The 26,998-nt window shown below is 71.2% G+C and carries 24 protein-coding genes, 2 tRNA genes and 1 other RNA gene; 1 reads left to right on the forward strand and 26 read right to left on the reverse strand.

The features are described from left to right. Window positions 1-6: 6 nt before the first annotated feature. Complete coding sequence (locus FJY74_00200) at window positions 7-3,072, reverse strand: PD40 domain-containing protein (protein MBM3306742.1); 3,066 nt, start codon at window positions 3,070-3,072, stop codon at window positions 7-9. A gap of 156 nt (window positions 3,073-3,228) precedes the next feature. Between FJY74_00200 and FJY74_00205 the strand changes: the two genes are divergently transcribed. Next, window positions 3,229-3,705, forward strand: a complete 477-nt coding sequence (locus FJY74_00205) for a hypothetical protein (GenBank protein MBM3306743.1) — start codon at window positions 3,229-3,231, stop codon at window positions 3,703-3,705. Here the strand turns inward: FJY74_00205 and rseP are convergent. The 25 genes from rseP to FJY74_00330 form a co-directional block, all read right to left on the reverse strand. Further along, window positions 3,662-4,957: an RIP metalloprotease RseP gene (rseP, locus tag FJY74_00210; protein ID MBM3306744.1), complete on the reverse strand. Its 1,296-nt coding sequence runs from the start codon at window positions 4,955-4,957 to the stop codon at window positions 3,662-3,664. The two genes, FJY74_00205 and rseP, sit on opposite strands and share 44 nt — an antisense overlap. Beyond that, on the reverse strand, window positions 4,954-6,150 hold the full coding sequence (locus FJY74_00215) for a 1-deoxy-D-xylulose-5-phosphate reductoisomerase (GenBank protein ID MBM3306745.1): 1,197 nt from the start codon (window positions 6,148-6,150) through the stop codon (window positions 4,954-4,956). The genes rseP and FJY74_00215 overlap by 4 nt, the downstream gene beginning before the upstream one ends. Before the next feature lie 59 nt (window positions 6,151-6,209). Beyond that, on the reverse strand, window positions 6,210-7,043 hold the full coding sequence (locus tag FJY74_00220; protein MBM3306746.1) for a CDP-archaeol synthase: 834 nt from the start codon (window positions 7,041-7,043) through the stop codon (window positions 6,210-6,212). Between the two features lie 3 nt (window positions 7,044-7,046). Next, entirely contained in the window at window positions 7,047-7,820 is a 774-nt protein-coding gene (locus FJY74_00225; GenBank protein ID MBM3306747.1) for an isoprenyl transferase, read from the reverse strand. Then, complete coding sequence (locus FJY74_00230) at window positions 7,801-7,971, reverse strand: 4Fe-4S binding protein (protein ID MBM3306748.1); 171 nt, start codon at window positions 7,969-7,971, stop codon at window positions 7,801-7,803. The genes FJY74_00225 and FJY74_00230 overlap by 20 nt, the downstream gene beginning before the upstream one ends. 33 nt (window positions 7,972-8,004) lie before the next feature. After that, entirely contained in the window at window positions 8,005-8,562 is a 558-nt protein-coding gene (gene frr, locus FJY74_00235) for a ribosome recycling factor (protein ID MBM3306749.1), read from the reverse strand. A 3-nt stretch (window positions 8,563-8,565) separates the two neighbouring features. Continuing rightward, window positions 8,566-9,279: a UMP kinase gene (locus tag FJY74_00240; GenBank protein ID MBM3306750.1), complete on the reverse strand. Its 714-nt coding sequence runs from the start codon at window positions 9,277-9,279 to the stop codon at window positions 8,566-8,568. Beyond that, the gene (gene tsf / locus FJY74_00245) at window positions 9,263-9,901 is read right to left on the reverse strand and encodes a translation elongation factor Ts (protein MBM3306751.1); all 639 of its coding nucleotides are present in this window, start codon (window positions 9,899-9,901) and stop codon (window positions 9,263-9,265) included. Before tsf ends, FJY74_00240 begins: the two co-directional genes overlap by 17 nt. 70 nt (window positions 9,902-9,971) lie before the next feature. Next, the gene (gene rpsB / locus FJY74_00250; GenBank protein ID MBM3306752.1) at window positions 9,972-10,712 is read right to left on the reverse strand and encodes a 30S ribosomal protein S2; all 741 of its coding nucleotides are present in this window, start codon (window positions 10,710-10,712) and stop codon (window positions 9,972-9,974) included. Between the two features lie 172 nt (window positions 10,713-10,884). Next, window positions 10,885-11,274, reverse strand: a complete 390-nt coding sequence (gene rpsI / locus FJY74_00255) for a 30S ribosomal protein S9 (protein ID MBM3306753.1) — start codon at window positions 11,272-11,274, stop codon at window positions 10,885-10,887. A 41-nt stretch (window positions 11,275-11,315) separates the two neighbouring features. After that, window positions 11,316-11,744, reverse strand: coding sequence for a 50S ribosomal protein L13 (rplM, locus tag FJY74_00260; GenBank protein MBM3306754.1), 429 nt, complete (start codon window positions 11,742-11,744; stop codon window positions 11,316-11,318). 165 nt (window positions 11,745-11,909) lie between these two features. Further along, window positions 11,910-12,971 carry an S-methyl-5-thioribose-1-phosphate isomerase gene (mtnA, locus tag FJY74_00265; protein MBM3306755.1) on the reverse strand — a complete coding sequence of 354 codons (1,062 nt, stop codon included), beginning with the start codon at window positions 12,969-12,971 and terminating at the stop codon, window positions 11,910-11,912. A 10-nt stretch (window positions 12,972-12,981) separates the two neighbouring features. Further along, window positions 12,982-13,563, reverse strand: a complete 582-nt coding sequence (gene maf / locus FJY74_00270) for a septum formation protein Maf (GenBank protein ID MBM3306756.1) — start codon at window positions 13,561-13,563, stop codon at window positions 12,982-12,984. Between the two features lie 37 nt (window positions 13,564-13,600). Further along, on the reverse strand, window positions 13,601-14,059 hold the full coding sequence (locus FJY74_00275) for a D-tyrosyl-tRNA(Tyr) deacylase (GenBank protein ID MBM3306757.1): 459 nt from the start codon (window positions 14,057-14,059) through the stop codon (window positions 13,601-13,603). Further along, entirely contained in the window at window positions 14,056-16,212 is a 2,157-nt protein-coding gene (locus FJY74_00280) for a bifunctional (p)ppGpp synthetase/guanosine-3',5'-bis(diphosphate) 3'-pyrophosphohydrolase (GenBank protein ID MBM3306758.1), read from the reverse strand. Before FJY74_00280 ends, FJY74_00275 begins: the two co-directional genes overlap by 4 nt. Window positions 16,213-16,253: 41 nt before the next feature. Next, window positions 16,254-18,020: a single-stranded-DNA-specific exonuclease RecJ gene (gene recJ / locus FJY74_00285; protein MBM3306759.1), complete on the reverse strand. Its 1,767-nt coding sequence runs from the start codon at window positions 18,018-18,020 to the stop codon at window positions 16,254-16,256. Between the two features lie 25 nt (window positions 18,021-18,045). Continuing rightward, window positions 18,046-18,424: RNase P RNA component class A (gene rnpB, locus FJY74_00290), an RNA gene on the reverse strand. Between the two features lie 50 nt (window positions 18,425-18,474). Next, window positions 18,475-18,870, reverse strand: a complete 396-nt coding sequence (locus tag FJY74_00295) for a ribonuclease HI family protein (GenBank protein MBM3306760.1) — start codon at window positions 18,868-18,870, stop codon at window positions 18,475-18,477. 214 nt (window positions 18,871-19,084) lie between these two features. Further along, the gene (locus FJY74_00300; protein MBM3306761.1) at window positions 19,085-19,804 is read right to left on the reverse strand and encodes a hypothetical protein; all 720 of its coding nucleotides are present in this window, start codon (window positions 19,802-19,804) and stop codon (window positions 19,085-19,087) included. Between the two features lie 31 nt (window positions 19,805-19,835). Then, window positions 19,836-19,912 (reverse strand) — tRNA-Val (locus FJY74_00305). Between the two features lie 17 nt (window positions 19,913-19,929). After that, window positions 19,930-20,004: transfer RNA gene (locus FJY74_00310), tRNA-Ile, on the reverse strand. Window positions 20,005-20,055: 51 nt separating this feature from the next. Next, window positions 20,056-21,786, reverse strand: coding sequence for an RNA polymerase sigma factor RpoD (gene rpoD / locus FJY74_00315; GenBank protein ID MBM3306762.1), 1,731 nt, complete (start codon window positions 21,784-21,786; stop codon window positions 20,056-20,058). A gap of 36 nt (window positions 21,787-21,822) precedes the next feature. Next, on the reverse strand, window positions 21,823-23,574 hold the full coding sequence (locus FJY74_00320; protein ID MBM3306763.1) for a DNA primase: 1,752 nt from the start codon (window positions 23,572-23,574) through the stop codon (window positions 21,823-21,825). A gap of 9 nt (window positions 23,575-23,583) precedes the next feature. Further along, complete coding sequence (locus FJY74_00325) at window positions 23,584-25,965, reverse strand: endonuclease MutS2 (GenBank protein MBM3306764.1); 2,382 nt, start codon at window positions 25,963-25,965, stop codon at window positions 23,584-23,586. Between the two features lie 36 nt (window positions 25,966-26,001). Further along, window positions 26,002-26,973 (reverse strand): NGG1p interacting factor NIF3, encoded by a 972-nt coding sequence (locus FJY74_00330; GenBank protein ID MBM3306765.1) that lies wholly within the window; start codon window positions 26,971-26,973, stop codon window positions 26,002-26,004. Between the last annotated feature and the right edge of the window lie 25 nt (window positions 26,974-26,998).

The raw sequence follows: 26,998 nt of genomic DNA on the forward strand, positions 1-26,998 counted from the left end.
GGGGCCCTAGAACTCCGCGCCGAGCGCGAAGTGCGTGCGCGCCCCGCCGGTCGTGCGGAGGTCGGTCCGCCACGCGCGGTCCAGTCGGAGCACGAGGAAGGACAGCCGCATGCGGGCGCCCACGCCGTAGGACGCCTTGATGTCGTGGAGCCGCGCGCCGCCGTTCCGGACGGCGCCTCGGAAGTCGTCGCCGTTCCACGCCGCGCCCGCGTCGAAGAACGCGACGCCGCGCAGGCCCCAGAGCGCGAACGGGATCGGCGAGGCGACCTCGAGACGGTCGATGAACGGCGCCCGCCACTCGACGCTCGCGAGCGCGATGTGATGGCCGTGGAACTCGAAGTCGTCGTAGCCGCGGATCGAGTTCACGCCGCCGACGTAGAAGTTCTGCGCGTCGCGCTGCGAGCTCCGCGCGCCGAGGACCCGAAGGGCGAGCGCGTGACGGGTGCCGAGGCGGACGTATCTGCGCACGTCGGCGATCACGGTGAGATACGTGAAGTCCCCGCCCGTCTCCCACGCCTTCGACAGCGACAGCGACGAGCGGCCTCCCGCCAGCGGCCCCACGCTCCCCCAGAGCGTCGTGTCGTTCACGAGCCTCACGCCCGGCAGGAAGAGCGATCGGGTGATCTCCTCGTCCGTGAACTCCACGTCGCCGCTCTCGTTCTCCTCCGCGAACTCCCGGTCGAGCGTGAGCGCGGACACGCCGAGCTCGACGCGCGTGAACTTCGTGAACGGATACGACAGGCCGAGCGACACGCCGTAGCTCCGCTCGCTGAAGAAGCGCTTCTCGCCAAGGTCCTCGCCGAGCCGCGTCCGGTCGGAGTAGTAGTACTCCTTATAGTTGTAGACGCCGACGGAGTAGGTCGCGCGCCGGCCGAGGGCCTCGTAGAGCACGTAGAAGTTGCTCGACTCGATGCTCGAGAAGAAGTCCGTCGCGACGTAGAACCTGTGGTTGCCCAGGACGTCGCTCACGACGATCTCGGCCGCGCCGGCGAAGCCGTATCCGGAGGTGTACGCGAAGGCGCCGCTCACCCAGTCCGGGGAGAAGCGCGTCCTGTACGGCTCGACCGCGCCGGGCGTGCGCGTCGTCTCAGGCTTGCCGCCGTCGCGCGGCGCCGTGGCGGCGCCGAACTCCTCGCGCACGCGCCGCAACGTCTCGCTCTCGGCTGCGGGCGTGTCCTCGGGCGGCTCCGCCCCGGTCGCGTCCGCGAGCGAGTCCGGCGCGGCGGGCTCCTCCTCCGCGGCCTCCGAAGGCGGCGCGGGCGGTCCTTCCGCAAGCCGCGCCGCGGCGGTGTCGGGCCTCCCGACGGCCGGCCCCCAGCCGTGCCGCGCGATGTCGTCGGCGAGGCGCTCGATCGGGTCCTTGACGACCGCGATGTCCCAGCCGCCCTCGCCGTAGAGGGAGAAGGCGAGCCAGTCGGCCCGAAGCCCCCAGCTCGGCGCCGAGGCGCCACCGATGAGGTTCGTCAGGCGGGCGCACAGCGACTCCGCGAGGTCGGCGACGAAGAGGTCGGGCGAGCCGTCGCGGTCCGACTCGAAGATCAGGCGGGCGCCGTCCGGCGACCAGGCGGGCGCCGCCTCGTTGCCCGGCGTCGAGACGAGGAGCGTCACCTTCCGCGTCTCGGGATCGATCGCATACAGGTCGTAGTCGCGGCGCGACCCGTGCCTGCCGGGCGAGTCGCGGTCCGACACGAACGCGATCCGCAGGCCGTCGTGCGACCACACCGGGTCCCGCTCGTCGTGGAAGTCGTCGGTGAGCTGGGCGAGCTCGGCGCCCTCCGCGTCGGTCACGTAGAGGTCCGAGGCGCCGCGCCGGATGCCGATGAACGCGATGCGCGAGCCGTCCGGCGACCACGCGGGCGTGTAGAGGCCGTCCAGCGGGAAGCGCAGGCTCCGGACGAGCCTGCCGGTCTCGGCGTTGATGATCTGGATGGCGTCGGTCGGCCCGGCCTTCGCGGCCAGACACAGGAACCGCCCGTCGGGCGACCACGAGAAGCCGGTTCTGAGCACGTGGAGCGCCTCGAACTGGTCGGTGGTCTGCCCCCGCACGAGCCTCCTTTGGACCTTGCCGTCGAGGGTCGACGCCACGTAGATGTCGGAGTACCCGCTCCGGTCCGAGACGTACGCGACCTGCATCCCGTCGGGGGACACCGCCGCGCCGAGGTTGAGATACGACCCGTCCCTCGCGTGGTCGGTCAGGGGCTTCGCGACGTCCACGCCGCGCCGGCGCGTCCCGACCTCGGGCCAGTAGCGCTCCCTGAGCCAGCGCTCCCACGCCTCCGAGAGCCCCCGAGTGTCGAGGCCGACGGACTCCTTGAGGGCGCGGTCCATGCTCCGGGTGCGCGCGAGGTGCCGGACGATCTCGGCGACCTTCTCGACGCCGTACCGCTCCGCCACGAACTGCAGCGCCGACTGGCCTTCCTTATAGACGAGATAGCCGCCGTAGAGCTGGTCGAGCGGCACGACGATGTTGGAAACGGCGAGGTCCCGCAGGATCATCTCCGCCTCGGGGTCCCAGCCCTGCGACACGTGCTCCGCCAGCCCCTCCGTGAACCACAGGGGGACCGGGTTCATGTAGGCCTGCCGCACGACCGACTCCACGAGCCCGCCGTACACGATGTCGAACATGAACACGTGCGCGAGCTCATGGTAGAGCACGTGCCTGAGATCGTGGTACGAGCCGGTGAAGGGGATGACGACGCGGTTCTTGAAGAGCTCGGTGAATCCCCCGACGCCCTCGCCGATGCTCGAGCCGATGACGTTCGTCTGCTGGAACTCGTTGTGGGACGCGTACGTGATGATGGGGATGACCGTGGAGAGCCTGTGGTCGAGCACGCGGCCGTACTGCGCGTTCGCCTCCTCGGCGATCTCGGCCACCGCCTCGGCGATGCCCTCGGAGCCCTCGTAGAAGTACACGTCGAAGTGCTCGGTGCGGAGGATCTGCCAGGAGAACGTGCGGTACTGGACCTTGTTGCGCCCGAACTGCGCGGCCGCGGAGGGCAGGGCGCCGAGCGCCGCCGCGAGGAGCGCAAGCGCCATCGCAAAGGCCGCCCGCGCCATTCGTGTCCACCCCATGTGCTCTTCCACCCTGTTCCGACGCCGCGGCCCGGTGCTCCTCTTCCGCCATCTTAGGCGTCGGCCGCGAGCCTGTCAACTCCACCGGTTGACGCGCGCCGCCGCTTCCGCGATGATGGCTCGACCCAGGGGCGCCGGAACGCGCGGGGAACGACCATGACGATCCGCAGCAGACGACACGCGGGACCACGGACGCGCGGAAGCGCCGCGCGCGTCCTCGCCTGCGCCGCGCTCGCCGCCGCGGTCGCGGCGGCCGCCTGCGGCGGCTGCGGTCCCCGCGCCGCGGAGGACGGACGGGGGGCGCGCGACGAGTCCTCCCGCCGCGGCGCGGGACCGCCGGCGAGCGCGGCGCGCGTCACCGAGGACGGGTTCGTGTCGTTCGTGGCCGCCCTCACGGTCGCCGTCGAGGAAGGGCGTCGCGGTGAGGACGCGCGGCGCCGGGCGGAGGAACTCGGGTCGCCCGACTACGCGCGCGAGGAGGTCGAGGCGTTCGCGGCGTGGCTGCGCGAGGACCCCGAGCGCTGGGTCCGGCTCGCGCTTCTCATCGACGCGCGGACGGGCGAGCTCCGCTCGGGGCGCGCGGCGCCCGCTACCGAAGCTGCATCACGTCCTTCACCACCAGGAGCACCATGAGACAGCCGAAGAAGACGAGGCCGACCTGCTGCCACACGAGCACCTGACGCTCCGTGAGCCTCCGCCTCCGCGCCTTCTCGAGCCCGAGCAGGAGGAGATGCCCGCCGTCGAGCACCGGGAGCGGCAACAGGTTGATGAAGAAGAGCGAGAGACTCAGGTACGACATGAACCCCAGGAAGTACATCGGCCCCCAACGCGCGCTTTCGCTCGCCATCTGAACGACGCGGATGGGCCCGCCGAGCGTCTCGGTCGAGGCCCGCAGCCTGACGAGGTCCCAGAAGAACTGCGCGAGGAGCCGCACGTTCAGGGCGCAGTACCTCACCGCGGTCGTGAACGACTCCCACGGCCCAAGCCGGTTCAGCGTCAGCGCCGACATCACGCCGATCTCGCCGGCCCGGTCCTCGACGCCGGCCTTCGGAACCACCGTCGAGCGCATGACGCGCCCGTCGCGCTCCCAGACGACCTCGGTCTCCTCGCCGGCCCTCGCCCTCACGGCCTCGCCGAGGCCGCCCCAGTCGCGCACCGCCGCGCCCGCGACGGAGAGGACGCGGTCGCCTCGCCTGAGGCCCGCCGCGTCGGCGGGGCTCTTCTTCATGACGTCGCCGATGACCGGCGCGACGTAGGACGTCATTCCGAGATCCACGACGCCCGCGCTGTCGGCCGGCGCCGCGAGCTCAAGCGACAGGCGCTCGCGCGCCTCGTCGCCCCGCTCGATCACGAGGACCATCGCCCGCCCGCCGGCCTCCGCGGCGCGCGCGTAGACCTCGGCGACGTGCGAGACGGGAGCGCCGTCGACCGAGATGATGCGGTCGCCCCACGACAGGCCGGCGGCGTCGGCCGGCGAGCCGGGCGTCACGGAGCCCACGACCGGGCCTCCCAGCGTCGGGAGCCCGAACCCCCAGATCACGGCGAACGACACGAGCACGGCCCACACGAAGTTCATCGTCGGGCCGGCCGCCACGATGAGCGCGCGGGCGCCGACGGGCTTCGACAGGAACGACCCAGGCGCCGCCCCCGCGTCGGACCCGTCCGCAAGCTCGTGGCCGGCCATCTTCACGTAGCCGCCCAGGGGAATGAGCGACACCGCGTACTCGGTCTCGCCGCGTCGGAACCTCAGGATGCGCGGCCCGAACCCCACGGAGAAGCGCTCGACGGTCACACCCGCCGCGCGCGCCGCCGCGAAGTGCCCAAGCTCGTGCACGACAATGAGGATGCCGACGAGCACCGCCGCGTAGAGATAGAAGATCGTCATCTCGCCCCCGTCGGAGTTGCCGCGCTCCCGCCTCCGCCCGCGCGGGACGCGTGGGCTCCCCCGGCGCAGGTCCGCGCGATCTCGCGCGCCCTCGCGTCCGCCTCGAGTACGTCCTCGACCGAGCCGCACGGCCCGTCGGGCGTCCTCGACACCGTCTCCTCGATGATCCGCGCGATGTCCGCGAACCGGACCCGCCCGGCGATGAACGCCTCGACGGCGACCTCGTCGGCCGCGGCGGCCGCCGCGGGCGCCGTCCCCCCCGCCTCGGCCGCGCGGAGGACGATGCCCAGGGCCGGGTAGCGGCGCGGGTCCACGTCCTCGAAGGAGAGCTGCCGAGACTCCCCGGGGCTCCAGGAACCGAGGTCGAGCGCGCCGGGTTCCGGGTAGCACAGCGCGTACTGAATGGGGATCCGCATGTCCGGCTCGCCGAGGTGAGCGAGGAACGAGCCGTCCGACAGCCGCACGAGCGAGTGCACGACCGACTCCCTGTGCATGACGATCCCGATCCTGTCGAGCGGCACGTCGAAGAGCCAGCGCGCCTCGATCACCTCGAGGGCCTTGTTCACGAGCGTCGCCGAGTCCACCGTCACCTTCGCGCCCATGCTCCACGTCGGGTGCCTGAGCACCTCGGCGACCGTGACGTCGCCGACGCGCTCGACCGGGACGTCCCGGAGCGCGCCTCCCGAGGCCGTGAGCACGAGGCTCGTCACCTCGCCCCGTCTGGCCGCGGCGAGGCTCCGGAAGATCGCGCTGTGCTCGCTGTCGATCGGGACGATCTCGCCGCCGGCCTCGCGCGCCGTCCGCGTCACGATCTCCCCGGCCATGACGAGCGACTCCTTGTTGGCCAGCGCGAGGAGCTTCCCGGCGCGCAGCGCGGCCATGGTCGGGCGGAGCCCCGACGCGCCGACGACGGCGTTGACCACGAGGTCGGCGTCGGGGTCGCCCGCGAGCTCCTCGAGCCCCGCAGGCCCGCGGAGCACGCGCACGCCGGGGCCGAAGTCCCCCCGGGTGTCCGCGCCCACGGCCACGCGCCGGGCGCCGAACCGCGCGGCCTGCTCGGCGAGAAGGGCGGCGCTCGTGGACGCCGCCAGGCTCACGACCTCGAACGCCTCCGGGAGCCGCGCGACCACGTCGAGCACGCCCCGTCCGATGGAGCCGGTCGAACCGAGCACCGCGATCCGTCTGCGCGCCATCGGCACGCCTCCGTTCCCGGACGCCGGGCGACGCCGCGCGGGCCGCGCGGGACGCCCGCCTACACCACGACGAAGCGCAAGTAGTAGTACACGAGCGGCGCCACGAAGAGCACGCTGTCGAACCGGTCGAGCATGCCCCCGTGGCCCGGCAGCGCCCGCGACGTGTCCTTGATCCTCACGTCGCGCTTCATGAGTGACTCCACGAGGTCGCCGAGCACGGCGGCCGCGGGCGCCACGAGTCCGAGCGTGAGAGCGTCGAGCGCAGTGAGGTACGTCGCGAACGTCGCCTTCGCGAGGAACGCGACGGCGAGGGCGGTCACGACGCCGCCCCACACGCCCTCCACGGACTTGTCCGGACTCACCCTCGGCAGGAGCTTCCGCCGCCCGAGGAGGTTCCCGGCAAAGAACGCTCCCGTGTCCGTCCCCCACGCCAGCGCGAGCGTGAGGATCACGAAGGACCCGCCGAGATCGCCCGCGGGCGCGCCCTCCCCGAGCTGTCTCAGGAGAATGATGTGGCTCCCGAGCCACGCCACGTAGAACACGCCGAGGATCGTCGACGAGATGTGGAAGACCGCGAGCTCACCGTCGCGGCGGAAGAGCTCGAGGACCATGATGACGAGAAGCACGAGCGTGATGAAGAGGCTCGAGAACACGCCGCCCTGGAAGTACACGTACCACGAGACGCCGAGGCCGGCCGCCACGCCGACGGTCTTGTACGGCCGGATGCCCTTCGCCTCCATCATCCGGTAGAACTCGATGAGGCAGAGGAGGATGACGAGGTTGATGGCGAGCAGGAACGGGATGCCCCCGACGAGCGCGCTGACAATGGCGATCGGCACGCCGATGGCCGCCGTGAGCAGTCGCTGCGCGAGCTTCTCTCGATCGAGAGCCATGCGTCAGCGCCCCCCGGAGCGACCGGCCACGCGTCCGAAACGCCGCTCCCGCCTCTGGTAGTCCGCGATCGCCGCGAGGAGATCGGCCTTGCGGAAGTCGGGCCAGAGCGTGTCGGTGACGTAGATCTCGGTGTAGGCGATCTGCCACAGCAGGAAGTTGCTGACGCGGAGCTCGCCGCTCGTGCGGATGAGCAGGTCGGGATCGGGCAGTCCCGGAGCGCAGAGGAAGTCGCGGAAGGCGCGCTCGTCGAGGGACGCCGGCTCCAGCTCTCCGCGCCGGGCGGCCTCGGCGATCGCCCTGACCGCGTCGAGGATCTCGGTGCGGCCGCCGTAGCTGAGGGCGAGCGTGAGCGTGAGGCCGTCGTTCCTCGCGAGCCGCTCGATCGTGCGCTGAAGCCTGGACTGGACGTACTTGGGAAGCGCGTCGAGGCGTCCGATGGCCGCGAGGCGGATGTTGTTCCGGTCCATCTCGTCGGCCTGCTCGGCCAGCGTCTGGTCGAGCAGGCGCATGAGGGCGGCGACCTCGGCCCGGGGGCGCTCCCAGTTCTCCATCGAGAACGTGTAGAGCGTGAGGTACCGAAGACCCAGCTCGGCGCCGGCCGTCACGACGCTCCTCACGGCCTCGCGCGCGGCGGCGTGTCCCGCGACGCGGGGAAGCCCGCGCCTCCTCGCCCAGCGTCCGTTGCCGTCCATGATGACGGCGACGTGGCCGGGGAGCCCGGCCGGGTTCAGCGCCCCGCCTGCGTCAGAGGGCCGCCTAGCCCTGCGTGATCGCATCGAACGGGCACTCGTCGGCGCACAGCCCGCAGTCCGTGCAGGCGTCGGCGTCGATCACGTACCTCTCGTCTCCCTCGCTGATGGCCTCCACAGGACACACGCTCGCGCAGGCCCCGCAGGCCGTGCAGGCGTCGGTGATCGTGTATGCCACGTTCGCTCCTCCCGCCGCGACGTCGCGCGGCCGTCAGACCTCCATGAGTTCCTTCTCTTTGGCCGCGAGGACCTGGTCCACTTCGCGGACGAACTCCGCCGTGATCTCCTGAATGGTCTTGTCGTGCGCGCGGTGGAAGTCGTCCTCGGAGATCGTGCCCTCCTTGAGACGCTGCTTCAGCACCTCGTTGACATCCCTGCGCACGTTCCGCACGGCCACCCTGCCCTCCTCCGCCAGCTTGTGGACGAGGCGCACGAGCTCCTTGCGCCGCTCCTCCGTCAGGGGCGGGATCGGGACCCGGATCAGGTGCCCGTCGTTGGACGGGTTCAGCCCCAGGTCGGCGGCCTGGATCGCCTTCTCGATGGGGCCGAGCATCTTCTTGTCCCACGGCTGGACGACGAGCAGGCGCGCCTCGGGGACGCTGATGTTGGCGAGTTGCCGAAGCGGCATCGTGTTGCCGTAGGCGTCGACGCGGACGCCGTCGAGCAGCGAGACGGTCGCCTTCCCCGTGCGGATCTTGGTGAACTCCTTCTTCACGGTCTCGATGGTCTTCTCCATCCTCTGTCTGGTGTCGGCCACGAACCGCTCCATCGGCTACTCCTCCATGACGCGCGTGCCGATCGTCTCGCCCCTCACGGCGCGGGCCACGTTGCCCGGCGTGGAGAGGGCGAAGACAACGATCGGCAGCTTCTGCTGCCTGCACAGCGAGACGGCGGTCAGGTCCATGACCGCCAGACCGCCCTTGATCACGTCGAGGTGGGTGAGCGTCTCGAAGCGCCTCGCCGAGGGATTCTTCACGGGGTCGGAGTCGTACACGCCGTCGACCTTGGTGGCCTTGAGGAGCGCGTCGGCGCCCAGCTCCGCGGCGCGGAGAGCGGCAGCCGAGTCGGTCGAGAAGAACGGGTTGCCGGTGCCGGCCGCGAAGACGACGACCGCGCCCTCGGAGAGGAGAGCGCCGGCCCTGCGGTGGTCGTAGGGGTCGGCCAGGGGGCCGCACGGGACGGCAGACATGACCGAGGCCCTCACGCCGAGCGACGCGAAGGCCGCCCTGAGCGCGAGGGCGTTCAGGATCGTCGCGACCATCCCCATGTGGTCGGCCGCGACGCGGGCGTCGGCCCCGCCCGCGACCGTGACGCCGCGGACGATGTTGCCCCCGCCGACCACGAGCCCGACCTCAACGCCGAGGTCGACCGCGGCCTTGACCTCGGAGGCAAGGCGCAAGACGGCTTCCGGCGAGATCGGTCTCCCGTCGCCGGACAGCGCCTCGCCGCTCACCTTGAGGATGACGCGCCTATACGCCGCAGCCATCGGACGCCGGCTTCTCTGCGCCCGGGAGGTCCTCCCCGAGCTTCATCCTCACGAACCGCCGGATGCGGATGTTCTCGCCGAAGCTCGCGATCATCTGCTTGACGAGGTCGCTCACGGTGACGTCCGGGTTCTTCACGAACGGCTGCTCCATGAGGCAGGCCTCGGAGAAGAACTTCTCAACGCGGCCGTCCACGATGCGCGCCAGGACGTTCTCCGGCTTGCCGGTCGCCCTCGCCTGCTCCAGGTAGATCTCTCGCTCCTTGGCGAGGAGCGCCTCGGGGACGTCCTCGCGGCCGACGCAGACGGGATTCTGCGCCGCGACGTGCATCGCGATGTCCTTCGCGAAGGTCTGGAACTGCTCCGTGCGCGCGACGAAGTCGGTCTCGCAGTTGATCTCGACGAGCACGGCGAGCTTCGACCCCGGGTGCACGTACGAGACGATGAGGCCGTCCCCCGTGGCCCGGTCGGCCCTCTTCGCGGCCTTGAGCACGCCGCTCTTGCGGAGGTGCTCGACGGCCTTCTCGACGTCGCAGCCCGTCGCGGCCAGGGCCACCTTGCAGTCCATCACGCCGGCGCCGGTCTTCTCCCGGAGTTGCATGACCAGGGCAGCTGTGATCTCCATGACGCTCCTTCCGGATGGGTGGGTCACGAACTGGAGCACCGATACGCGCCGCCGCGGCGGCGCGCCCCGTCTACTGGACGACGCTCTCCGCGCTGGCCGACTCCTGCGCGACCTCGACGGGGGCGACATCCCGTCCCTCGAGCTGGGACGCCCGCGCGTCGAGGACGGCGTCGGCGATGAACGCGGTGATGAGCTTGATGGACCGGATGGCGTCGTCGTTGCCGGGGATCGGGTAGGCTATCTTCTCCGGATCGGCGTTGGTGTCGAGGATGCCGATGATCGGGATGCCGAGCTTGTTCGCCTCGTTCACCGCGATGCGCTCCTTCCGGGTGTCCACCACGAACAGCAGCCCGGGGAGCCTGTCCATCTCGCGGAAGCCGGCGAGGACCTTGTCGAGCTTCGCCTTCTCGCGCTCGTAGTGAAGCGCTTCCTTCTTCGGGATGAACTCGTAGGTCCCGTCCTGGGACATCTTCTCGATGTCCTCGAGACGCCGAACGCTCTTCCGGATCGTGCGCAGGTTCGTGAGCGTCCCCCCGAGCCACCGCTCCGTCACGGCGGGCATCCCGCACCGCAGGGCCTCTTCGCGCACGATCTGCTGGCCCTGCTTCTTCGTGCACACGAAGAGGATGCGCTCGCCGCGCGTGACGACGTCGTTCACGGCGGCCTGGGCCGTCTGCATGCAGGCGACGGTCTTCGCGAGGTCGATGATGTGGATCCCGTTCCTCTTCATGAAGATGAACGGCTTCATCTTGGGGTTCCACCGATGGGTCTGGTGGCCGAAATGGACGCCCGCTTCGAGCAGGGCGCGCATGTCGGGTGCGGTCATCGTCCGGACTCCTTCCCTCAGGTTCGTGCCTCCGCGACCGTCTCCCCGCTCGGGCCGCGCCCGGCGTCGCCGGAAGCGGACCCCCGTGTCGGTCGGGCCGCGTGCGTGATCCCCGTCTCCCTCCGCGCGCGGCGGCCGAAGCGGGGTCCTCCCACCACTACCTCTTCGAGAACTGGAACCTCTTGCGAGCGCCCTTCTGGCCGTACTTCTTGCGCTCCTTCACCCTCGGGTCGCGCGTCAGCATCCCGGCCTGCTTGAGCGGCTTGCGGTGGTTCTCGTCCAGCCGGATCAGCGCCCGCGCGATCCCCAGCCTCACCGCTCCCGCCTGCCCCGTGATGCCGCCGCCCGTCACGTTCGCGTGAAGATCGTAGCGGTCGAGCGTCGAGGTCAACTCGAGGGGCTCGAGGACCGTCTTCACGACGGTGGAGCGGGGGAAGTACGCGTCGAGCGCGCGCCCGTTCACCGTGCGCTGTCCCGTGCCCGGAACGAGCCGCACGCGTGCGATCGCCTCCTTGCGCCGTCCCACTGCCCGCAACGCGCCTGTCATCCAGCGTCTCCTTTCGGCCGGTCCGCGCCGGCCACCCTCGTTCAGATGCTGAGCGGCTCAGGCCTCTGCGCCTCGTGGGGATGCTCGGGCCCCGCGTACACGCGGAGCTTCTTGAGCATCCTCCGCCCGAGCTTGTTCTTCGGGAGCATCCCCTTCACGGCATGACGGACGACCCTGTCGGGGGCCGCCTCCATGAGCTTGCGCATCTTGAGGTACCGCGCCGCCCCCGGGTAGCCGCTGTGGCTGAAGTAGCTGTGCTGATCCAGCTTCTTGCCGGTGATCTCGATCTTGGCGGCGTTGACGACGATGACGAAGTCCCCGGCGTCCACGGAGGGCGAGAACACGACCTTGTGCTTCCCTCTCAGGACCGAAGCGACCTTCGAGGCCAGCCGTCCGAGGACCTGCCCCTCGGCGTCGACCACGAAGTGCTGCCGGACCACCTCTCCCGGCTTCGTGACATGCGTTGGCATCGAACCACACCTCCGGCATCACAAGGGCACGCCGAACCGCCGGCGCCCGGAGCTCCCCGACGACGCGGGGCGACCCCGGGGCCCGAACGCGCTCGGCTCAGTGCGGCAGATCCCCTCCTGCCGCTTCTTCAGAACGAGCGAGTGTAGCAGGCGACTCCTGGGCTGTCAAGGCTCCGTCCTGCCCAGGGCGCCGACGAGGGACGCCCCGTACGGCGGCCTCAGCACGCCGCGGTCGGTCACGATCGCCGTCACGAGGTCGGCCGGGGTGACGTCGAACGCCGGGTTCCGCACCCGGACGCCCTCGGGCGCCACGCGACGCCCTCCGCAGAGGACGACCTCATCGGCGCAGCGCTCCTCGATCGGGATGTCGGCGCCCGTGGCCGCCGTCGGATCGATCGTCGAGTACGGGGCCGCCACGTAGAAGGGCACGCCGTACCGCATCGCGGCGATGGCCAGCGGCAGCGTGCCGACCTTGTTCGCGACGTCGCCGTTGTGGGCGATCCGGTCGGCGCCGACGATCACGAGCGACACCGCGCCGCCGGCGATCGCCGAGGCCGCCGCGCCGTCGCACTGCACCGTGACGTCGATGCCCCTCGCCTGAAGCTCCCACGCGGTGAGCCGCGCCCCCTGCAGGAGCGGCCGGGTCTCGTCGGCGAGCACGCGAACGCGCTTCCCCTCGGCCGCCGCGGCGTAGACGACGGCGAGCGCGGTGCCGTCGCCGGCCGTTGCGAGCGCGCCGGCGTTGCAGTGCGTGAGGACCGTGTCCCCGTCAGCGATGAGACACGCGCCGTGCGCGCCGATCCTCCCGCAGAGCTCGCGGTCCTCCTCCATCACGGCGACGGCCTCCTCGACGAGCGCCGCGCGCGCCGCGTCCGGGCCGCCCGCGGCGGAGCGCCTGAGCGCCGCGCGCATCCTCTCCACGGCCCAGCGCAGGTTCACCGCGGTCGGCCGCGTGGACTCGAGAGCGCGCGCGGCCTCCTCGACGTCCCGCGCAAGGCCCACGGCGTCCGGCGCGCGGCTCTCCAGGGCCGCCAGCGCCACGCCGAGCGCGGCCGCGACGCCGATGGCCGGCGCTCCCCGGATCGCGAGCCGCGAGATCGCGTCCGCCACGACGCGGTGGTCGCGCGTCTCGACGAACGCGAGTTCGTCCGGAAGCCGCGTCTGGTCCACGAACCTCACGCGGTCCCCAAGCCACTCGATGGTCCTCACGGGAAGTGGTCCCGGCATCGATCCTCCGTCAGCCCGGCGCCGCTCCGAGCTCCCGAAGAAGCGACAGGAGCCGCACCACGGGAAGCCCCACGACGTTGTAGAAGCAGCCGTCCACGCGCTCCACGAGAGCCGCCCCGCACTCCTGGATCGCGTACGCGCCCGCCTTGTCCAGCGGCTCGCCGCCGGCGACGTAGGCGTCGATCTCGCGACCGGTCAGGTCGCGAACGAGCACCCGCGTGCGCTCGAACCCGGACACGACGGCGCCGTCCGAGCACCGCACGAGCGCGATCCCGGTGTACACCTCGTGCCACCGGCCGCTGATGGTCCGCAGCATCCGGGCCGCGTCCGCCGGGCCTTCCGGCTTGCCGAGCAGGGCTCCGTCGAGCACGACGATCGTGTCGGCGCCGAGCACGGTGCCGCGGTCGCGCCCGCGCGCGGAGGCGTCGGCCTTGGCGCGGGCGAGTCTGACGACGTGCTCGGCCGGCGTCTCCCCCGCGGCCGCGTCCTCGGGAATGCCGGTCGGGTCCACGACGAAGTCGAGCTCGAGGCCTTCGAGGATCCTCCGTCGCCTGGGTGACGCCGAGGCGAGCACGAGCGGCGGCTCATCCACGAGATCGCTCACGAACCCGCAGGACACGCGGCCTCCGTCATGAGGGGTCGCGCCCCTCTCTGCTGTCCACGACGAGCGTGACCGGCCCGTCGTTCTCGAGCGCGAGCAGCATGTGGGCGCCGAACCTGCCGGTCTCCACCGGAAGCCCCTCGCCCCTGAGGAGCTCGACGAAGCGCTCGTACAGCGCCCGCCCCTCCTCGGCGCCCGCCGCGGCGGCGAAGCTCGGGCGCCTCCCACGGCGGCAGTCGGCAAGGAGCGTGAACTGCGAGACGACAAGCGCGGCCCCTCCCGTCTCGAGCGCCGAGAGGTTCATCTTCCCCGCGCCGTCGTCGAAGATCCTCAGGCCCGCGACCCTGGACGCGAGCCGCGCCGCGTCGTCGGCGGTGTCGCCGAGCGCGACGCCGAGCAGGACGACGAGTCCGTGGCCTATGGCGGCGACCGCCTCGCCCCCGACCGTTACGGCGCCAGAGCGCACCCGCTGGACCACCGCCCTCACGGCTCCTCCCTCGGGCGCGAGGTCGCCGACTCCCCGGTACCGCGCCTCCGCTCGACGCCCCGCACGCCCCGGACCGCCGACACCGCTCGAAGGAGCTTCCTCAGCCTGTGGAGGTTGCCCACCTCGACGTCGAAGCGCGCCACCGCCAGCCCGTCCTCCGACGCGAGCGTGGCCGACGAGACCTCGACGCCCTGGTCCGAGATGGCCTTGGAGACGTCGGCGAGGAAGTCGCGGCGGGGAGAACCCGTGACGACGAAGCCGGCTGGGAACGTCTGCCCCTGCCTGACGTCCCACTCGACCTTGATCCTGTGGTCCTCGTCCACGCTGGGGGCGAAGGTGTTGGGGCAGTCCACGCGATGGACCGAGACGCCCCGGCCGCGCGTGATGATCCCCACGATCTGGTCCCCGGGCAGCGGCTGGCAGCACCTGGCGAAGTGGATCATGACGTCGCTGATCCCGTCGAGTCTGATGCCCGCGTCGCGACGGACGACGCGCCGCGCGATGCGGCCCACGATGCCGGCCGGGCGCTCCGCCTCGGGTCGGAGGCGTCGCGCCAGGTCGGTCACGCCGACCTCGCCGCGTCCCACGGCGGCCGCGAGCTCCTGCGCGCCGTCGAGTCCGAAGCTCTGCGCCACGTCGTCGAGCGCGACGTCCCTGGCGGCCGGCCCGGCCTTCCGGATCTCCCGGTCGATGATCCGCCGGCCGAGCACGACGCTCTCGCCGTCGGCCTGGATCCTCAGGAAGTGCCTGATCCTGCTCTTCGCCCGCGACGTCGCGACCTGGTTCAGCCAGTCGCGGCTGGGCCGGGCCGAGTCGGACCTGATGATCTCCACGGTGTCACCGCTCTCGAGCGCGTGCCTGATCGGCACGAGCCGCCCGTTCACCCGCGCGCCCGCGCACGAGTTGCCGACGTCGGTGTGCACGGCGTAGGCGAGGTCGAGCGGCGTGGCCCCCTTCGGCAGCTCCTTCACGTCGCCCTTGGGCGTGAACACGAAGATCTCGTCGCGGTACAGGTCCACCTTGAGCGCTTCGAGGAACTCGGACGCTTCGGTGACGTCCACGTTGCCCTCGAGGAGCTGCCTCACCCACGCGAGACGCCTTCTCAGGAGCTCGTCCCCCGCCCGCCCCTCCTTGTACGCCCAGTGCGCTGCGATGCCGACCTCCGCCTGCTCGTGCATCTCGGGCGTGCGGATCTGGATCTCCACCAGCCGGCGCCGCGGCCCCAGCACGGTCGTGTGGAGTGACCGGTACCCGTTGGCCTTCGGCGAGGCGACGTAGTCCTTGATGAGCTCGTGGACGGGAGCGAAGAGCGTGTGCACGAGACCGAGGATTCGGTAGCAGTCGCCGATGCCGCCCGTGATGATCCTGACCGCGAAGAAGTCGTGGATCTCGTCGAGTCGCTTGCTCCGCGCGAGCATCTTCCGGCGGAGGCTCGACAGGTGCTTCACCCGCCCCGAGATCTGCGCTTCCACGCCCTCGCTCGCGAGGAGGTCGCGGATGGGACCGGTGACCTCCGTGACGATCGCTTCGTGGTCGGCGCGCGTCGCGTCGACGGCCTCGCTGAGCTCGCGGTACGCCGCGGGCTCGAGCCGCATGAAGGCAAGGTCCTCGAGCTCGCGCTGGATGCGCCCCATGCCGAAGCGCCCCGCCAGCGGCGCGTAGATCTCCTGCGTCTCGCGGGAGATGCGCGCGATCTGCTCGGGCTCCAGGTGGGAGATCGTCCGCATGTTGTGGAGGCGGTCGGCGAGCTTGACGAGGATGATGCGGATGTCCCTGACCACGGAGAGGAGCATCTTGCGGAAGTTCTCCGCCTGCTCCCGCTCCCGGCTCTCGAACCGAAGGCCGGTGATCTTCGTGACGCCGTCGACGAGCTCGGCGAGTTCGTCCCCGAACCCGCGTCGCAGATCGTCGAGCGCGACGTTGCCCTGCTCGACGGCGTCGTGGAGGAGCCCGGCCGCCACGGTCGCGGAGTCGAGCCTGAGCTCGGCGAGGATGAGACCGACCTCCTCGCAGTGAACGATGTAGTCGTCCCCGGACCTCCGCGCCTGCCCCGCGTGCGCGGCGGCGGCGAGGTCGTGCGCGCGCGCCACGAGGTCGGTCGAGAGCCTCGGGTCGAGCTCGAGAGCTCTGGCTGCGAACTCGGTTCCCGTCATCGGAAAGCACCGCCCGCGCGGTCGCGCGTTGGGTGGAGGCCCTAGCCCGGCCCGGTCTGCACGTCCCTGAGGCGAAGCTGCAGGCCCGTCACGCCGCGCCAGGTGTTCTCCTCGAGCACGAAGGCGAGGGACACGGTGCCGCCTCCGGCGCGGAGGTCGGCGAGGGCGTCCGCCATGCCGAAGCCGATGGCGTCCATGACTCGGTCTCCCTGCGCCACCGTCATCTTGAGGTGCCCGTTCCCGACCGAGCGCGCCGAGACGAGCTTCACGCCCGTCGCACCCAGCACGGGCTCGGGGTTGCCGACGCCGAAGGGGCGCATGCCGGCCATGAGCCTCACGAGCTCGAAGTCGCACTCGTCGAGCGAGACGATGGCATCCACGTCCACGACGGGAACGAGGTCGGCCGGCGTGAGCGAGCGCGACACGGCGGCTTCGATGCAGGAGGAGAACTCGTCGAGGCGGCCCTCGGCCAGCGAGACGCCGGCGGCGTGGCGGTGTCCCCCGAAGCTGTCGAGGCAGTGCCGGCACTCGGCGAGCGCGGCGTGGAGGTCGAAGCCCGGGATGCTCCGGCCCGATCCCTTGCAGGCGCCGTCGGCCACGGACAGCAGGATCGTCGGCCGGTTGTGGAGCTTCGCGATGCGCGAGGCCACGATCCCGATGACGCCGGGGTGCCACTCGGAGGACCAGAGAACGATGGAGAGCCGGCTGTCCAGGAGCGAGGACTCGTCGATCATGCGCGTCGCCTGATCGAGCACGCGGCACTCGAGCTCCCTGCGCCTCCGGTTCTCGAGGTCCAGCTGCTTCGCCATCGCCGCGGCCTTCGCGCTGTCGTCGGTCGTGAGCAGCTCCACGCCGATCCGGGCGTCACCGAGGCGACCGGCGGCGTTGAGCCGCGGGCCGAGGGCGAAGCCGATGTGGGAGGCCCGGGCCCCGAGCGACTCGACGCCCGCCACGTCCATGAGCGCGCGCAGCCCGGCGTTGGAGGTCACGCGCAGCCGCTCGAGGCCGAGCGTCGTGAGCACGCGGTTCTCGGACACGAGCGGCACGATGTCGGCGACGGTGCCGATGGCGACGAGGTCGAGGCTCTCCTCGACGGTGTAGGCGACGTCCCGGTAGTCCCGCGCGAGCGCCTCCATGACCTTGAACGCGACTCCGACGCCGGCAAGGTCCTTGAACGGATAGCGCGAGTCCTTCCGCTTGGGATCCACGACGGCCAGCGCGGGGGGCAGGTCGTCCTGCGGCTCGTGGTGGTCGATGACGATCGAGTCGATCCCGAGCGACCGGGCCATGCCGATCTCGTCGTGCCCGGTGACGCCGCTGTCCACGGTCACGATGAGGTCCGCCCCGAAGTCCCTCGCCGCGAGGACGCCGCCCTCCGAGAGCCCGTACCCCTCGATCAGACGGTTGGGGATGTAGTAGCCGACGGAAGCGCCGGCCGACTCGAGGCAGCGCTTGACGAGCACGACCGACGTGATGCCGTCGACGTCGTAGTCGCCGCAGACGAACACGCGCCCCCGCCGGTCGATGGCCTCGCGAAGGCGCGCGAGGGCGGGCTCGAGGTCGGGCAGATCCTCCGGGTCGCACAGCGTCGCGCGGTCCGGGGAGAGGAAGGCGCGGGCCTCCGCCTCCGTCGCGATGCCGTGGGTGACGAGCACCGAGGCGAACGCCGTCGGCACGCCCATCTCCGCCGCGAGGGCGCGCGCCGACTCCGAGACGCCGCCGTCCGGGAGCCTCCACTTCGTCCTCGATTGCGCGACCTCGCTGAGCCGGGGCGGCGAAGCCGCCGCACGCTCCGGTGACCGTGTCATGACCGTCGTCCTGGTGTGTCCTGGGGCAGAGAGCAGGCCGTAAGCCGAGTTCTGTCGGAAGGGATGACCTTCCGTGGCGGTCATTCATCTGGGACGCCGGTTGCCCGGCGCCTCGAGCGACCTACCCGAGAGTCATAGCGAAGCGGGCCGCTTCTCCTCTCCTACTTGGTCTCGCTCCGGGTGGGGTTTTCCAAGCTGCCCCCGTCGCCGGGAGCACTGGTGAGCTCTTACCTCACCTTTTCACCCTTGCCGGGAGCCCCGGAGGGGCCCCTTAGGCGGTTTCCCTTTCTGTGGCACTTTCCTTGGGATCGCTCCCACTGGGAGTTGCCCAGCACCCTGCCCTGCGGAGCTCGGACTTTCCTCGGGACGGCCGAAGCCGAACCCGCGACCGCCTGGTCTCCTCCCCGCCCCCTGGCCTTGACTGTGGCGGCCGGCGCGCCGGCACGCCTGCGTTTCACCCGCGGCGGCGCGCCCCCAATCGGGCGAGCCGGTCCGCGCGGGCGTTCTTCTCTCGTGGGATCGCCTCGAACCTGACGTCGTCGAGCCGCGAGATGAGCGCCTCGACCTTGAGGAAGGCGTCGAGGAGGCCGGGGTGCCGCACCTTGTATCGGCCGCTGAGCTGGCGGGCGATGAGCTCGCTGTCGAGTCGGACGCGCACGCGTCTGGCTCCCAGCGCGACGGCCCTCGACAGCCCGAGCCGGACCGCCTCGTACTCGGCGGCGTTGCTGGTCGCGTGCCCGATGTGCCGGTGGATCTCCTCAACGATGCCGCCCGAGGCGTCGGCGATGACGACCCCGGCGCCTGACGGACCCGGGTTGCCCGACGAGGCGCCGTCCGTGTGCAGGACCAGCTCCTCGTGCGTCCCCGCCCGCCGCGCGCGTCGCCCGCCGGTGGCCTCGGCGACCGGCGGCGCCTCGCGCTCGGGGCGTTCGCCGAGCCTCGCCGCGATCTTCGCCACGCCCGCCAGGAAGCTCTCCGCACGGCGCTCGTCGATGCCGGCGCCGGCTGCCGCCGCCTTCCAGCCAGTCCCGTCGAGGATGGACAGGATCACCCGCTCCTCCGACCTACCCACCGCCCCCCTCCCCCCTCCACGACAGGATCCGCCCGCACCCCTCACAGAGCCTGAACTGCTGCCCGCGCCGCACCTCGATGATGGTCTGCTGCGGAAGCCGCATGTGACACCCCGAACAGGTGCCGTTCTCGATCGCGGCAACGGCCGTGTCTCCCTTGCTTGCGAGGATCCTCTCGTATCTCGCGAGCGTCGTGGGGTCCACGCGCTTCGAGGTCCTGAGGCGCTCGTCGCGCTTCACGGCGACGTCATCGCCGGCGGCCTCGAGCTGCTTCGTCAGCTCCTCGATGCGCCCGTCGATCGCCTGGGTCTCCCGCTCCGCGTTCGCCCTGACGGCCTCGACGTCCGCCGCAAGCCTCTCGGCGTCCTCCATGAGCCGCAGGACGGCGTCCTCTCCCTCCGCGATGTCCCGCTTCACGAACTCGATCTCGTGCGTGAGCGCGGCGTACTCCGCGTTCGTCTTGATGATGAGCTGACGCCCGATGAGGTCGTTGCGCTTCGCCGCGAGACCGTCCAGGTCGCGCTGCCGCCGCACGAGGTCGCTGCGCGCCGCCGCCAGCTTCTCCTCGACGTCGGCGACCGCCGCGCGGAGGCGCTCCTTCTGCAGGGCAAGCTCGGAGAGCCTCCTCGGCAGCCGGGCCTTCGCCGCCTCGAGTCCGGCGAGCTCCACGTCGATCCGTTGAAGATCAAGGAGCGCTTCGAGCACCTCGCGCACGGGCCTGCCTCCGCGCCTATCGAAGCGTTGGTGGTGGGCGATACTGGACTTGAACCAGTGACCTCCGGTATGTGAGACCGGCGCTCTAACCAGCTGAGCTAATCGCCCGACCGCAATGCAGCCGCTGGTGGGCCCACTCGGATTCGAACCAAGGACCTACGGATTATGAGTCCGCTGCTCTACCGCTGAGCTATGGGCCCGGGCCCGACGCAGTCTAGCACGGCCCCGTCGTCGGTGTCAACCCGACGACGTCACGGCAGATCGATGTACCCCTTCAGGCGGTTCCTCCTCTTGTAGTGACGGAGCTTCTGGATGGCCTTCTTCTCGATCTGCCGCACGCGCTCTCTCGTGACGCCGAAGATGGCGCCGACCTCCTCGAGCGTCATGGGCGCCTTGTCCTTGTCCAGCCCGAACCGCAGCCGGATGATCCTCTCCTCCCGCGCGTCGAGCTCCCCGAGGACCTGGTTGATCTCCTGCTGCAGGAGCCTGAACGACGCGTACTCCGACGGCGAGACGACCTTCGTGTCCTCGACGAAGTCGCCGAGGCTCGAGTCCTCGTCCTCGCCGATGGGGCGGTCGAGCGAGATCGGCTGCTGCGCGGCCTTGAGGATTCCCTTGACCTTGTCCTCGGAAAGGTCGAGCCGGTCCGCGATCTCGTCCACGAGCGGGTCTCGCCCCTCCTCCTGCACCATCTGCCTGGTCGTCCGCACGACCTTGTTGATCGCCTCGATCATGTGGACCGGGACGCGGATCGTCCGCGCCTGGTCGGCGATCGCCCTCGTGATGGCCTGACGGATCCACCACGTCGCGTAGGTCGAGAACTTGTAGCCTCTGGTGTAGTCGAACTTCTCGACCGCGCGCATGAGCCCGGTGTTGCCCTCCTGGATCAGGTCGAGGAAGTCGAGACCCCGGTGCGTGTACCGCTTCGCGATCGAGATGACGAGGCGGACGTTCGCCTCGACCATCTCCGTCTTCGCGCGCCGCGCCTCGGCGTCGCCCCGGCGGATCCTGTCCGCGATGTCCTTCATCTGCGCTGCCGGGAGGCCGCACTCGCGCTCGATCCTCCGCACGGCCCGTCGCTTGTTCCTCACCTCGTTGGCGAAGGAGGCGACCTCCTTCCTGAGCGCCGCCGGGCTCGGGCCGGGGGTCTTCTTCGCGGCCTGCGTGCCCTTCTTGCCCGGCTTGCGCTTGGCGGCGAGCCGTTCGAGCTTCTTCTGCGCCGCGGCGTGCTGCTCCGTGAGGCCGCGGACCTCCTGCTCGTGCTGATCGAGCTTCTCGACGAGCTCGTTGATGCGGGCGGCGTTCCGCGTGACCTGTCGCGGGTGCAGCGCGAGCCGCCGGATCTCGGTCTGGAGCGCGCGCTGTCTCGCGTCGATCGCCTTGCGCGTCTGGGCGGCGCGCGACGTCGGCATCCGCCTGACCTTCTCCTCCAGCCGCCGGCGCTCGGCGTCGAGGCGCGCGATGCGCTCGAGTCTCGCGACCAACCGTCGCCGCTCGTCGCGCCCTCCGGGGCTCTTGCGCTTGCGGTCCACGCGGATGACGCGATCGACGCGCAGCTTGTCGCCCTTGAGCCGCTCGGCGACGGCCGAGAGCCGCTTCATCGTCGTCAGCGACTCGAAGACCGCCTCGTACGCCATGCGCTCGGCCTGCTCGATGCGCTTGCAGATCTCGACCTCGCCCTCGCGGTCGAGGAGCTTGACCTGGCCCATCTCGCGGAGGTACATGCGGACGGGATCGTCGAAGCGGAGCTTCGGCTGCGCCTTCGCGCGCTTCTTCGCCTCGTGCTTCCGCTTCGCCTCGCGGGTCTTCTGATCAACGACCTCGATGCCGGCCGCGGTGAGGCCGCAGTAGACGTCGTCCACGAGCTCGATGTCGAGGTCGCTGCCGAAGTAGCTCCCGAGCTCCTCGTACGTCAGGGCGCCCGAGCCTCCGACGTGCTCGCGCACAGCAGCGATGATCTTGTCCGCCGACCGTTTCGCCATGCCGTTCGCCTCGCCTCCGCGGTCCTCCGCGATGCATCAACCGCCGACGGAGAGCTCCGTCAGCCGCCGGGCAAGCTCCTGCCGCCTGGCCACGCCCGCCAGGAGCCGCGACTCGTCGTCCGTCAGCTCGGCGGCCCGGATGTCGTCTTCCACGGCCCGGATCTCGGCCTCCACCTGAAGCCGCCTGAGCGTTCGAATATAGTCCTCGCACAGCCGCGCGCCATCGTCGTCGCCGCCGGGAAGCAGAGACACCTCGGTGAGGATCGAGAGCTCCTCGCGCCCCAGACCCTGGGAGAGGCCGGCGACGTCCACGGTGTCGCCCGCGGCGTACACGCGCTCGGCCACGGCTCTGACGAGGGGGTCCGTGAACTCCGAGAGGTCCACCTCGCCGCGCACGCGCCTCGCCGCGTCGCCCCCGGCGACCACGAGACCCAGAAGCCCTTTCTGGGCCGCGACCGACGCAGGCGCTCGGTCCGCGTCGCGGACCTCGCCGGCCGGCCGCGGTCTACGCCCGCCCGTGAGCTCGGCCCGCCGCGCGTCGCACGCCCGCGAGAGAGCCGCCCGGCCGATGGACAGCACGGACGCCACCTTCTCGAGCATGAGGTCCGCCTTGAGCGGGTCCTCGATGCGGGACACCGTCTCGAGCAGGGTGCGCGCGGCGGCCTCCCGCGCCTCGGGCGTGCGGGGGGCCCGCAGCGCCACGACGAAGTCGATGAAGTCCGTCGCCGACTCGAGCGCGGCGCGGAACGCCGCGGCCCCGCCGGAGCGCACGTACGAGTCAGGGTCGGCGCCCTCGGGGAGGCGGACGAGACGCACCTTGAGCCCGAGCGCCACGAGGAGCTCGGACGCCTTCACGGCCGCCGCCGTCCCCGCGGCGTCGCCGTCGTAGGCGACGAACACCTTCTCGGCGAGCTTGCCGATGACGCCCGCCTGATCCGGCGTCAGCGCCGTGCCGGCCGACGCCACCGCGGTCACGAAGCCCGCCTCGCGAAGCGACGCGACGTCCATGTAGCCTTCGACGAGCACGGCCTCGCGCGCGGCCCGGATGGCCGTCTTCGCCTGCGCGAGGCCGTACAGGTAGCGCCCCTTGTGGTACACGCGCGTCTCCGGCGAGTTCAGGTACTTGGGCTCCTGGTCGCCGAGCGCGCGCCCACCGAAGCCGACGACGCGGCCGCCCGGAAGGGCCAGCGGGAACACGAGCCGGTCCCTGAAGCGGTCGTACCAGCCGCCACCGTCGCGCCTGATGACGAGACCCGCCTCCTCGAGGAGCGCGGGTTCGACCCCTTCCCTCCCGGCCGCCTTGATGAGCCCGTCCCAGCCGGGGGGCGCGTACCCGATCTCGAGCGCGTTCACCGACTCGTCGCGAAGTCCCCTCGACGCCGCGTACGCGCGCGCCGCCTCGCCGGCGCCCCCGGCGAAGCACTTCCGGAAGTAGGCCGTCGCGACGCGGTTCGCCTCGTAGATGGGGTCCTCGTCGGCGTCTCTCCCGCTCCTGCTCGGGAGCACGATGCCGGCGCGGTCGGCGAGCTCCCTCAGGGCCTCGGGGAAGCTCAGCTTGTCGAATTCCATGAGGAACGAGATGACGTTGCCGCCCGCCCCGCACCCGAAGCAGTGGTAGATCTGCCGTTCCGGACTCACGTTGAACGAGGGCGTCTTCTCCTGATGGAAGGGACACAGCCCGCGGTAGTTGCGGCCGGCCTTCCTGAGCTGGATCCTGTCCGAGATCACGTCCACGATGTCGCTCGCGGCCCTGACCTGGTCGATGAGATCCTGGGAGATCCTCGCCATCGCCCCCGCCTACGCGAGTTCCACGATCGTCACGCCGGTGTCGCCCTCGCCCCAGCGGCCGAGGCGGAACGACTTGACCGACGGGTGCCCTCTCAGCAACTCGTGCGTCTTCGTCCGCAGCGCGCCGGTGCCCTTGCCGTGCACGATGCGCACGACCTCGAGCCCCTGAACGAGCGCCGAGCTCACGAACCTGTCGATCGCGTCGCCGATCTCGTCGGTCCTCATCCCGAGCAGCATGAGCTCCGTCGCGGGAGCCTCGTCCTCGGGCGGAACGTACACGACCTCGGCGCGCGGCGCGCTCGCCTGCGTCGCCCGATCCGGCTCGCGGAGATCCGAGGCGTCGACGGCGACCTCCGCGCTCCTGATGCGGACGCGGACCTTCCCCTTCCCGTCGGGCGGCGAGAGGAGCTCGCCCTCCCGCCCGAGGCTCGCGACGCGCACGCGCATGCCCGGGACGAGCGATGCCGGCTTCGCCCCCGCGTCGGGCTTCTCGACCCTGCGGCTCTCGTCGGCCGCGCGCGCCGCCTCCGCCCGCCGCCTCTCCAGCTTCTGACGCGCCGCCTTGATGGCCTCGCGCGCGGCGTCCTTCGCCCTGAGCTCGCGCACGATCTCCTCCACAAGCGACGTCGCGCCGTCGAGAATGCCGCGCGCCTCGTCGAGCGCCTCTTGGCGGATGCGCCTGCGCTCCTCCTTCACGGCCGCGAGCCGCTCCTCGTGGTCCGCGGCGAGGAGCCGGGCGCGCTCCTCGTCCACGCGGGCGCGCTCCAGGGCCGCGGCCAGGGCTCGCTGCCGCTCCGCGAGGTCGACCAGCAGCCCGTCGATCATGGCGGCCCCCTGGTCCCTCAGCGCGCGGGCCCTGGCCGTGACGCGCCCGGGCAGCCCGCGGGCCTCGGCGATCGCAAGCCCGTGGCTTGCGCCGGGCACGCCGGTCACGAGCCGGAACGTCGGCTCGAGCGTGTTGGGGTCGAAGGACATCGACGCGTTCGTCATGCCCTCGCGGTCGTGAACGTGGATCTTGACGGACCCCAGGTGCGTCGTCGCCACCGTCGGCGCCGCGCGGGCCGTGAGGTCCTCGAGGATCGCGATCGCCAGAGCGGAACCCTCGTCCGGGTCGGTCCCCGCCCCCAGCTCGTCCAGAAGCACCAGCACGCCGGCGTCCGCCTCGTCGAGGATCTCCCGGACGACCGTGAGGTGCGACGAGAAGCTCGAGAGGCTCCTCTCGATGGACTGCTCGTCCCCGATGTCCGCGAACACGTCGCGGAACACGCCGAGCTCCGTCCCTGGCGCCGCGGGCACGTGCAGCCCGCACTGCGTCATCAGCGCCAGGAGCCCCGCGGTCTTGAGGGCCACGGTCTTGCCGCCGGCATTGGGGCCGGAGATGACCACGGTCGTGGCCCCCGGACCCAGGTCGAGATCGAGCGGCACGACCCTCCCGCCGCTCCGCGCGGCCACCGCCGCCAGGACCGGATGCCGCGCGGACCTCAGCCTGATCACGGGCGTGTCGCTCACGGCCGCCGCCACGCAGTCGAGATCGCGCGAGAGGACGGCGCTCGCCCTCGCGTAGTCCAGCTCCCCCAGAGCGACGACCGACCGGGAGAGGTCCGCCGCGCGCGCCCCCACGTCCGCCGTGAGAGCCCTCAGGACGCGCTCGATCTCGTCACGCTCGGCGGCCGCGAGCTGCGCGAGCTCATTGTTGAGCGGCACCGTCGCGAGCGGCTCGACGAACACGGTCGAGCCGCTCGCGGACTGGTCGTGCACGATCCCCCTGATCTTCGCCCGAGCGGTCCTCTTGACGGGGAGCACGCGCCGCCCGTTCCGGATGTGGACCGCCGCCTCCTGCACGGCGTCCGCGCTCGACGCGCTGTCGAGGATCGTCGCGAGCTTCTCGTCCAGCTTGCTCCTCGTGGACCCGATCGCCCGACGGATCCTCGCGAGCTCCCTGCTGGCGGAGTCGCGGACCTCGAGCGTCTCGGGATCGACGGCACGATGGATGGCATCGACGAGCCGGTCGTCGGGGCAGAGGGCGTCCGCGATGCGCCAGACGCGGGGACACGCCTCGCGGCGCGCCTCCAGCGCGCGCCGGACGTCGCCGACGGCCCCGAGGGTCCCGGCGACGGCCGCGAGATCGCCGGGCGAGAGCATCGCGCCCTCGCGGGAGCTTCTGACCACGGCGTCGCGGATGTCCGTGGCGCGGCCGAGCGGGATCGCGCCTCCCTGATCGAGAAGAGAACGCGCCTCCGCGGCAAGCGCGAGGCGCTCGCGGATCGTCTCCGGATCGTGGATGGGAGCCAGGCGCGCGGCCGCTTCGGAGGCGGGCTCGAAGGACGTCCGCTCGACGAGCATCCGCACGACCTTGTCGAACTCCAGGACGGCGAGCGCATGAGCGTTCATGGTCGCTCCCGCAGCGTCTGCCGGTCGTGGGATCCTCTACCGCCTGCCGTGACGGTACCTCTTGAAACCGGAGCACTCGATGACGGTCAAGGTCGATCCGGTCGCCTTCTCGACCCCGTCGATGAGCAGGTTCATCCCCAGGGTGTCGCTCGCCGCGTGGCCGGCGATCACCACGTTGATGTGGTGCTTCTCGGCCTCCTCGCGGTGCTTCTCCGGAATGTGCATCGCCACGATCGTCCCGATGTCCGACGTGTTGGCGATCCTCTCGAGGGTCTTCTCGGAGCCGCTCGTTCCTCCCGTCATATCGACGAAGACGCGGCCCGCGCGTCGCTTCGCGCTGCCCGAGAACACCTTGAGCCCCATGCCCGCGGGCTCGGCGTCCCGATACTCCGGGATCTCCCGGAGAAGACCGACCACGTCTCCCACGGTGTCCGGCTTCCTGCGGTCGAAGAGCTTCTGCAGGTGGTCCGCGACGCAGTTGTCGGCAGGAGTGTGGGTGCAGAAGAGCGGGATGTCGAGCAGCCGCGCGGCGTCCACCGCCCGCATGTGGTTCGTCGGCATGACGAGCCGCTCGACCTCTCTGATGCGCGGCTCCATCAGGCCCTCGGCGGCCGTGATCGGCACTCCGAACGAGGAGAGGATGTCGGCCTGCATCGCCATCACGCCGCCCAGGTTCGCGAGCGCCGCCCCCTCCGGGTGGTGCGCCCACAGAGCGTCGATCCGGCGCCCCTTCGCGATGAGCCTGTCGGCGAGCAGGGCCTCCCCGACCTCGATGTCGATGCCGACGAGGACCGCCTTGACCTCCGCGCCCCCGTCGCCCCAGAGGATCCGGCTGTCGGAGTACGGGTTCGTCAGGCGCTCCGTGTCGAACCGCGCCTTCTCCTCCTTCCTGAGCTCACCGTAGGCCTTCTTCGCCGCGGCGAGTTCCTGGAGGACGCGCTTCTTCCCTCTCGGGTCCACGGAGATGCCGTGCTGAACGGCAGCCTCGTACAGCTTCTGCAGCTTCATAGCCCCCCCGCGTGGCGCAGCGTCG

This window comes from Candidatus Effluviviaceae Genus I sp. (genome assembly GCA_016867725.1).
Taxonomy (GTDB): Bacteria; Joyebacterota; Joyebacteria; order Joyebacterales; family Joyebacteraceae; genus VGIX01.

Coding starts and splice junctions, on each gene's coding strand:
- FJY74_00330 (MBM3306765.1), bottom strand. CDS start 26,973: ATGAAGCTGCAGAAGCTGTACGAGGCTGCCGTTCAGCACGGCATCTCC.
- FJY74_00215 (MBM3306745.1), bottom strand. CDS start 6,150: ATGGCGCGCAGACGGATCGCGGTGCTCGGTTCGACCGGCTCCATCGGA.
- frr (MBM3306749.1), bottom strand. CDS start 8,562: ATGGAGCGGTTCGTGGCCGACACCAGACAGAGGATGGAGAAGACCATC.
- FJY74_00200 (MBM3306742.1), bottom strand. CDS start 3,072: ATGGGGTGGACACGAATGGCGCGGGCGGCCTTTGCGATGGCGCTTGCG.
- rpoD (MBM3306762.1), bottom strand. CDS start 21,786: ATGGCGAAACGGTCGGCGGACAAGATCATCGCTGCTGTGCGCGAGCAC.
- rpsB (MBM3306752.1), bottom strand. CDS start 10,712: ATGCGCGCCCTGCTCGAAGCGGGCGTCCATTTCGGCCACCAGACCCAT.
- FJY74_00225 (MBM3306747.1), bottom strand. CDS start 7,820: ATGCGATCACGCAGGGCTAGGCGGCCCTCTGACGCAGGCGGGGCGCTG.
- recJ (MBM3306759.1), bottom strand. CDS start 18,020: ATGACACGGTCACCGGAGCGTGCGGCGGCTTCGCCGCCCCGGCTCAGC.
- rplM (MBM3306754.1), bottom strand. CDS start 11,744: ATGCCAACGCATGTCACGAAGCCGGGAGAGGTGGTCCGGCAGCACTTC.
- FJY74_00220 (MBM3306746.1), bottom strand. CDS start 7,043: ATGGCTCTCGATCGAGAGAAGCTCGCGCAGCGACTGCTCACGGCGGCC.
- mtnA (MBM3306755.1), bottom strand. CDS start 12,971: ATGCCGGGACCACTTCCCGTGAGGACCATCGAGTGGCTTGGGGACCGC.
- rpsI (MBM3306753.1), bottom strand. CDS start 11,274: ATGACAGGCGCGTTGCGGGCAGTGGGACGGCGCAAGGAGGCGATCGCA.
- rseP (MBM3306744.1), bottom strand. CDS start 4,957: ATGACGATCTTCTATCTCTACGCGGCGGTGCTCGTCGGCATCCTCATT.
- FJY74_00325 (MBM3306764.1), bottom strand. CDS start 25,965: ATGAACGCTCATGCGCTCGCCGTCCTGGAGTTCGACAAGGTCGTGCGG.
- FJY74_00240 (MBM3306750.1), bottom strand. CDS start 9,279: ATGGCTGCGGCGTATAGGCGCGTCATCCTCAAGGTGAGCGGCGAGGCG.
- FJY74_00280 (MBM3306758.1), bottom strand. CDS start 16,212: ATGACGGGAACCGAGTTCGCAGCCAGAGCTCTCGAGCTCGACCCGAGG.
- FJY74_00320 (MBM3306763.1), bottom strand. CDS start 23,574: ATGGCGAGGATCTCCCAGGATCTCATCGACCAGGTCAGGGCCGCGAGC.
- FJY74_00205 (MBM3306743.1), top strand. CDS start 3,229: ATGACGATCCGCAGCAGACGACACGCGGGACCACGGACGCGCGGAAGC.
- tsf (MBM3306751.1), bottom strand. CDS start 9,901: ATGGAGATCACAGCTGCCCTGGTCATGCAACTCCGGGAGAAGACCGGC.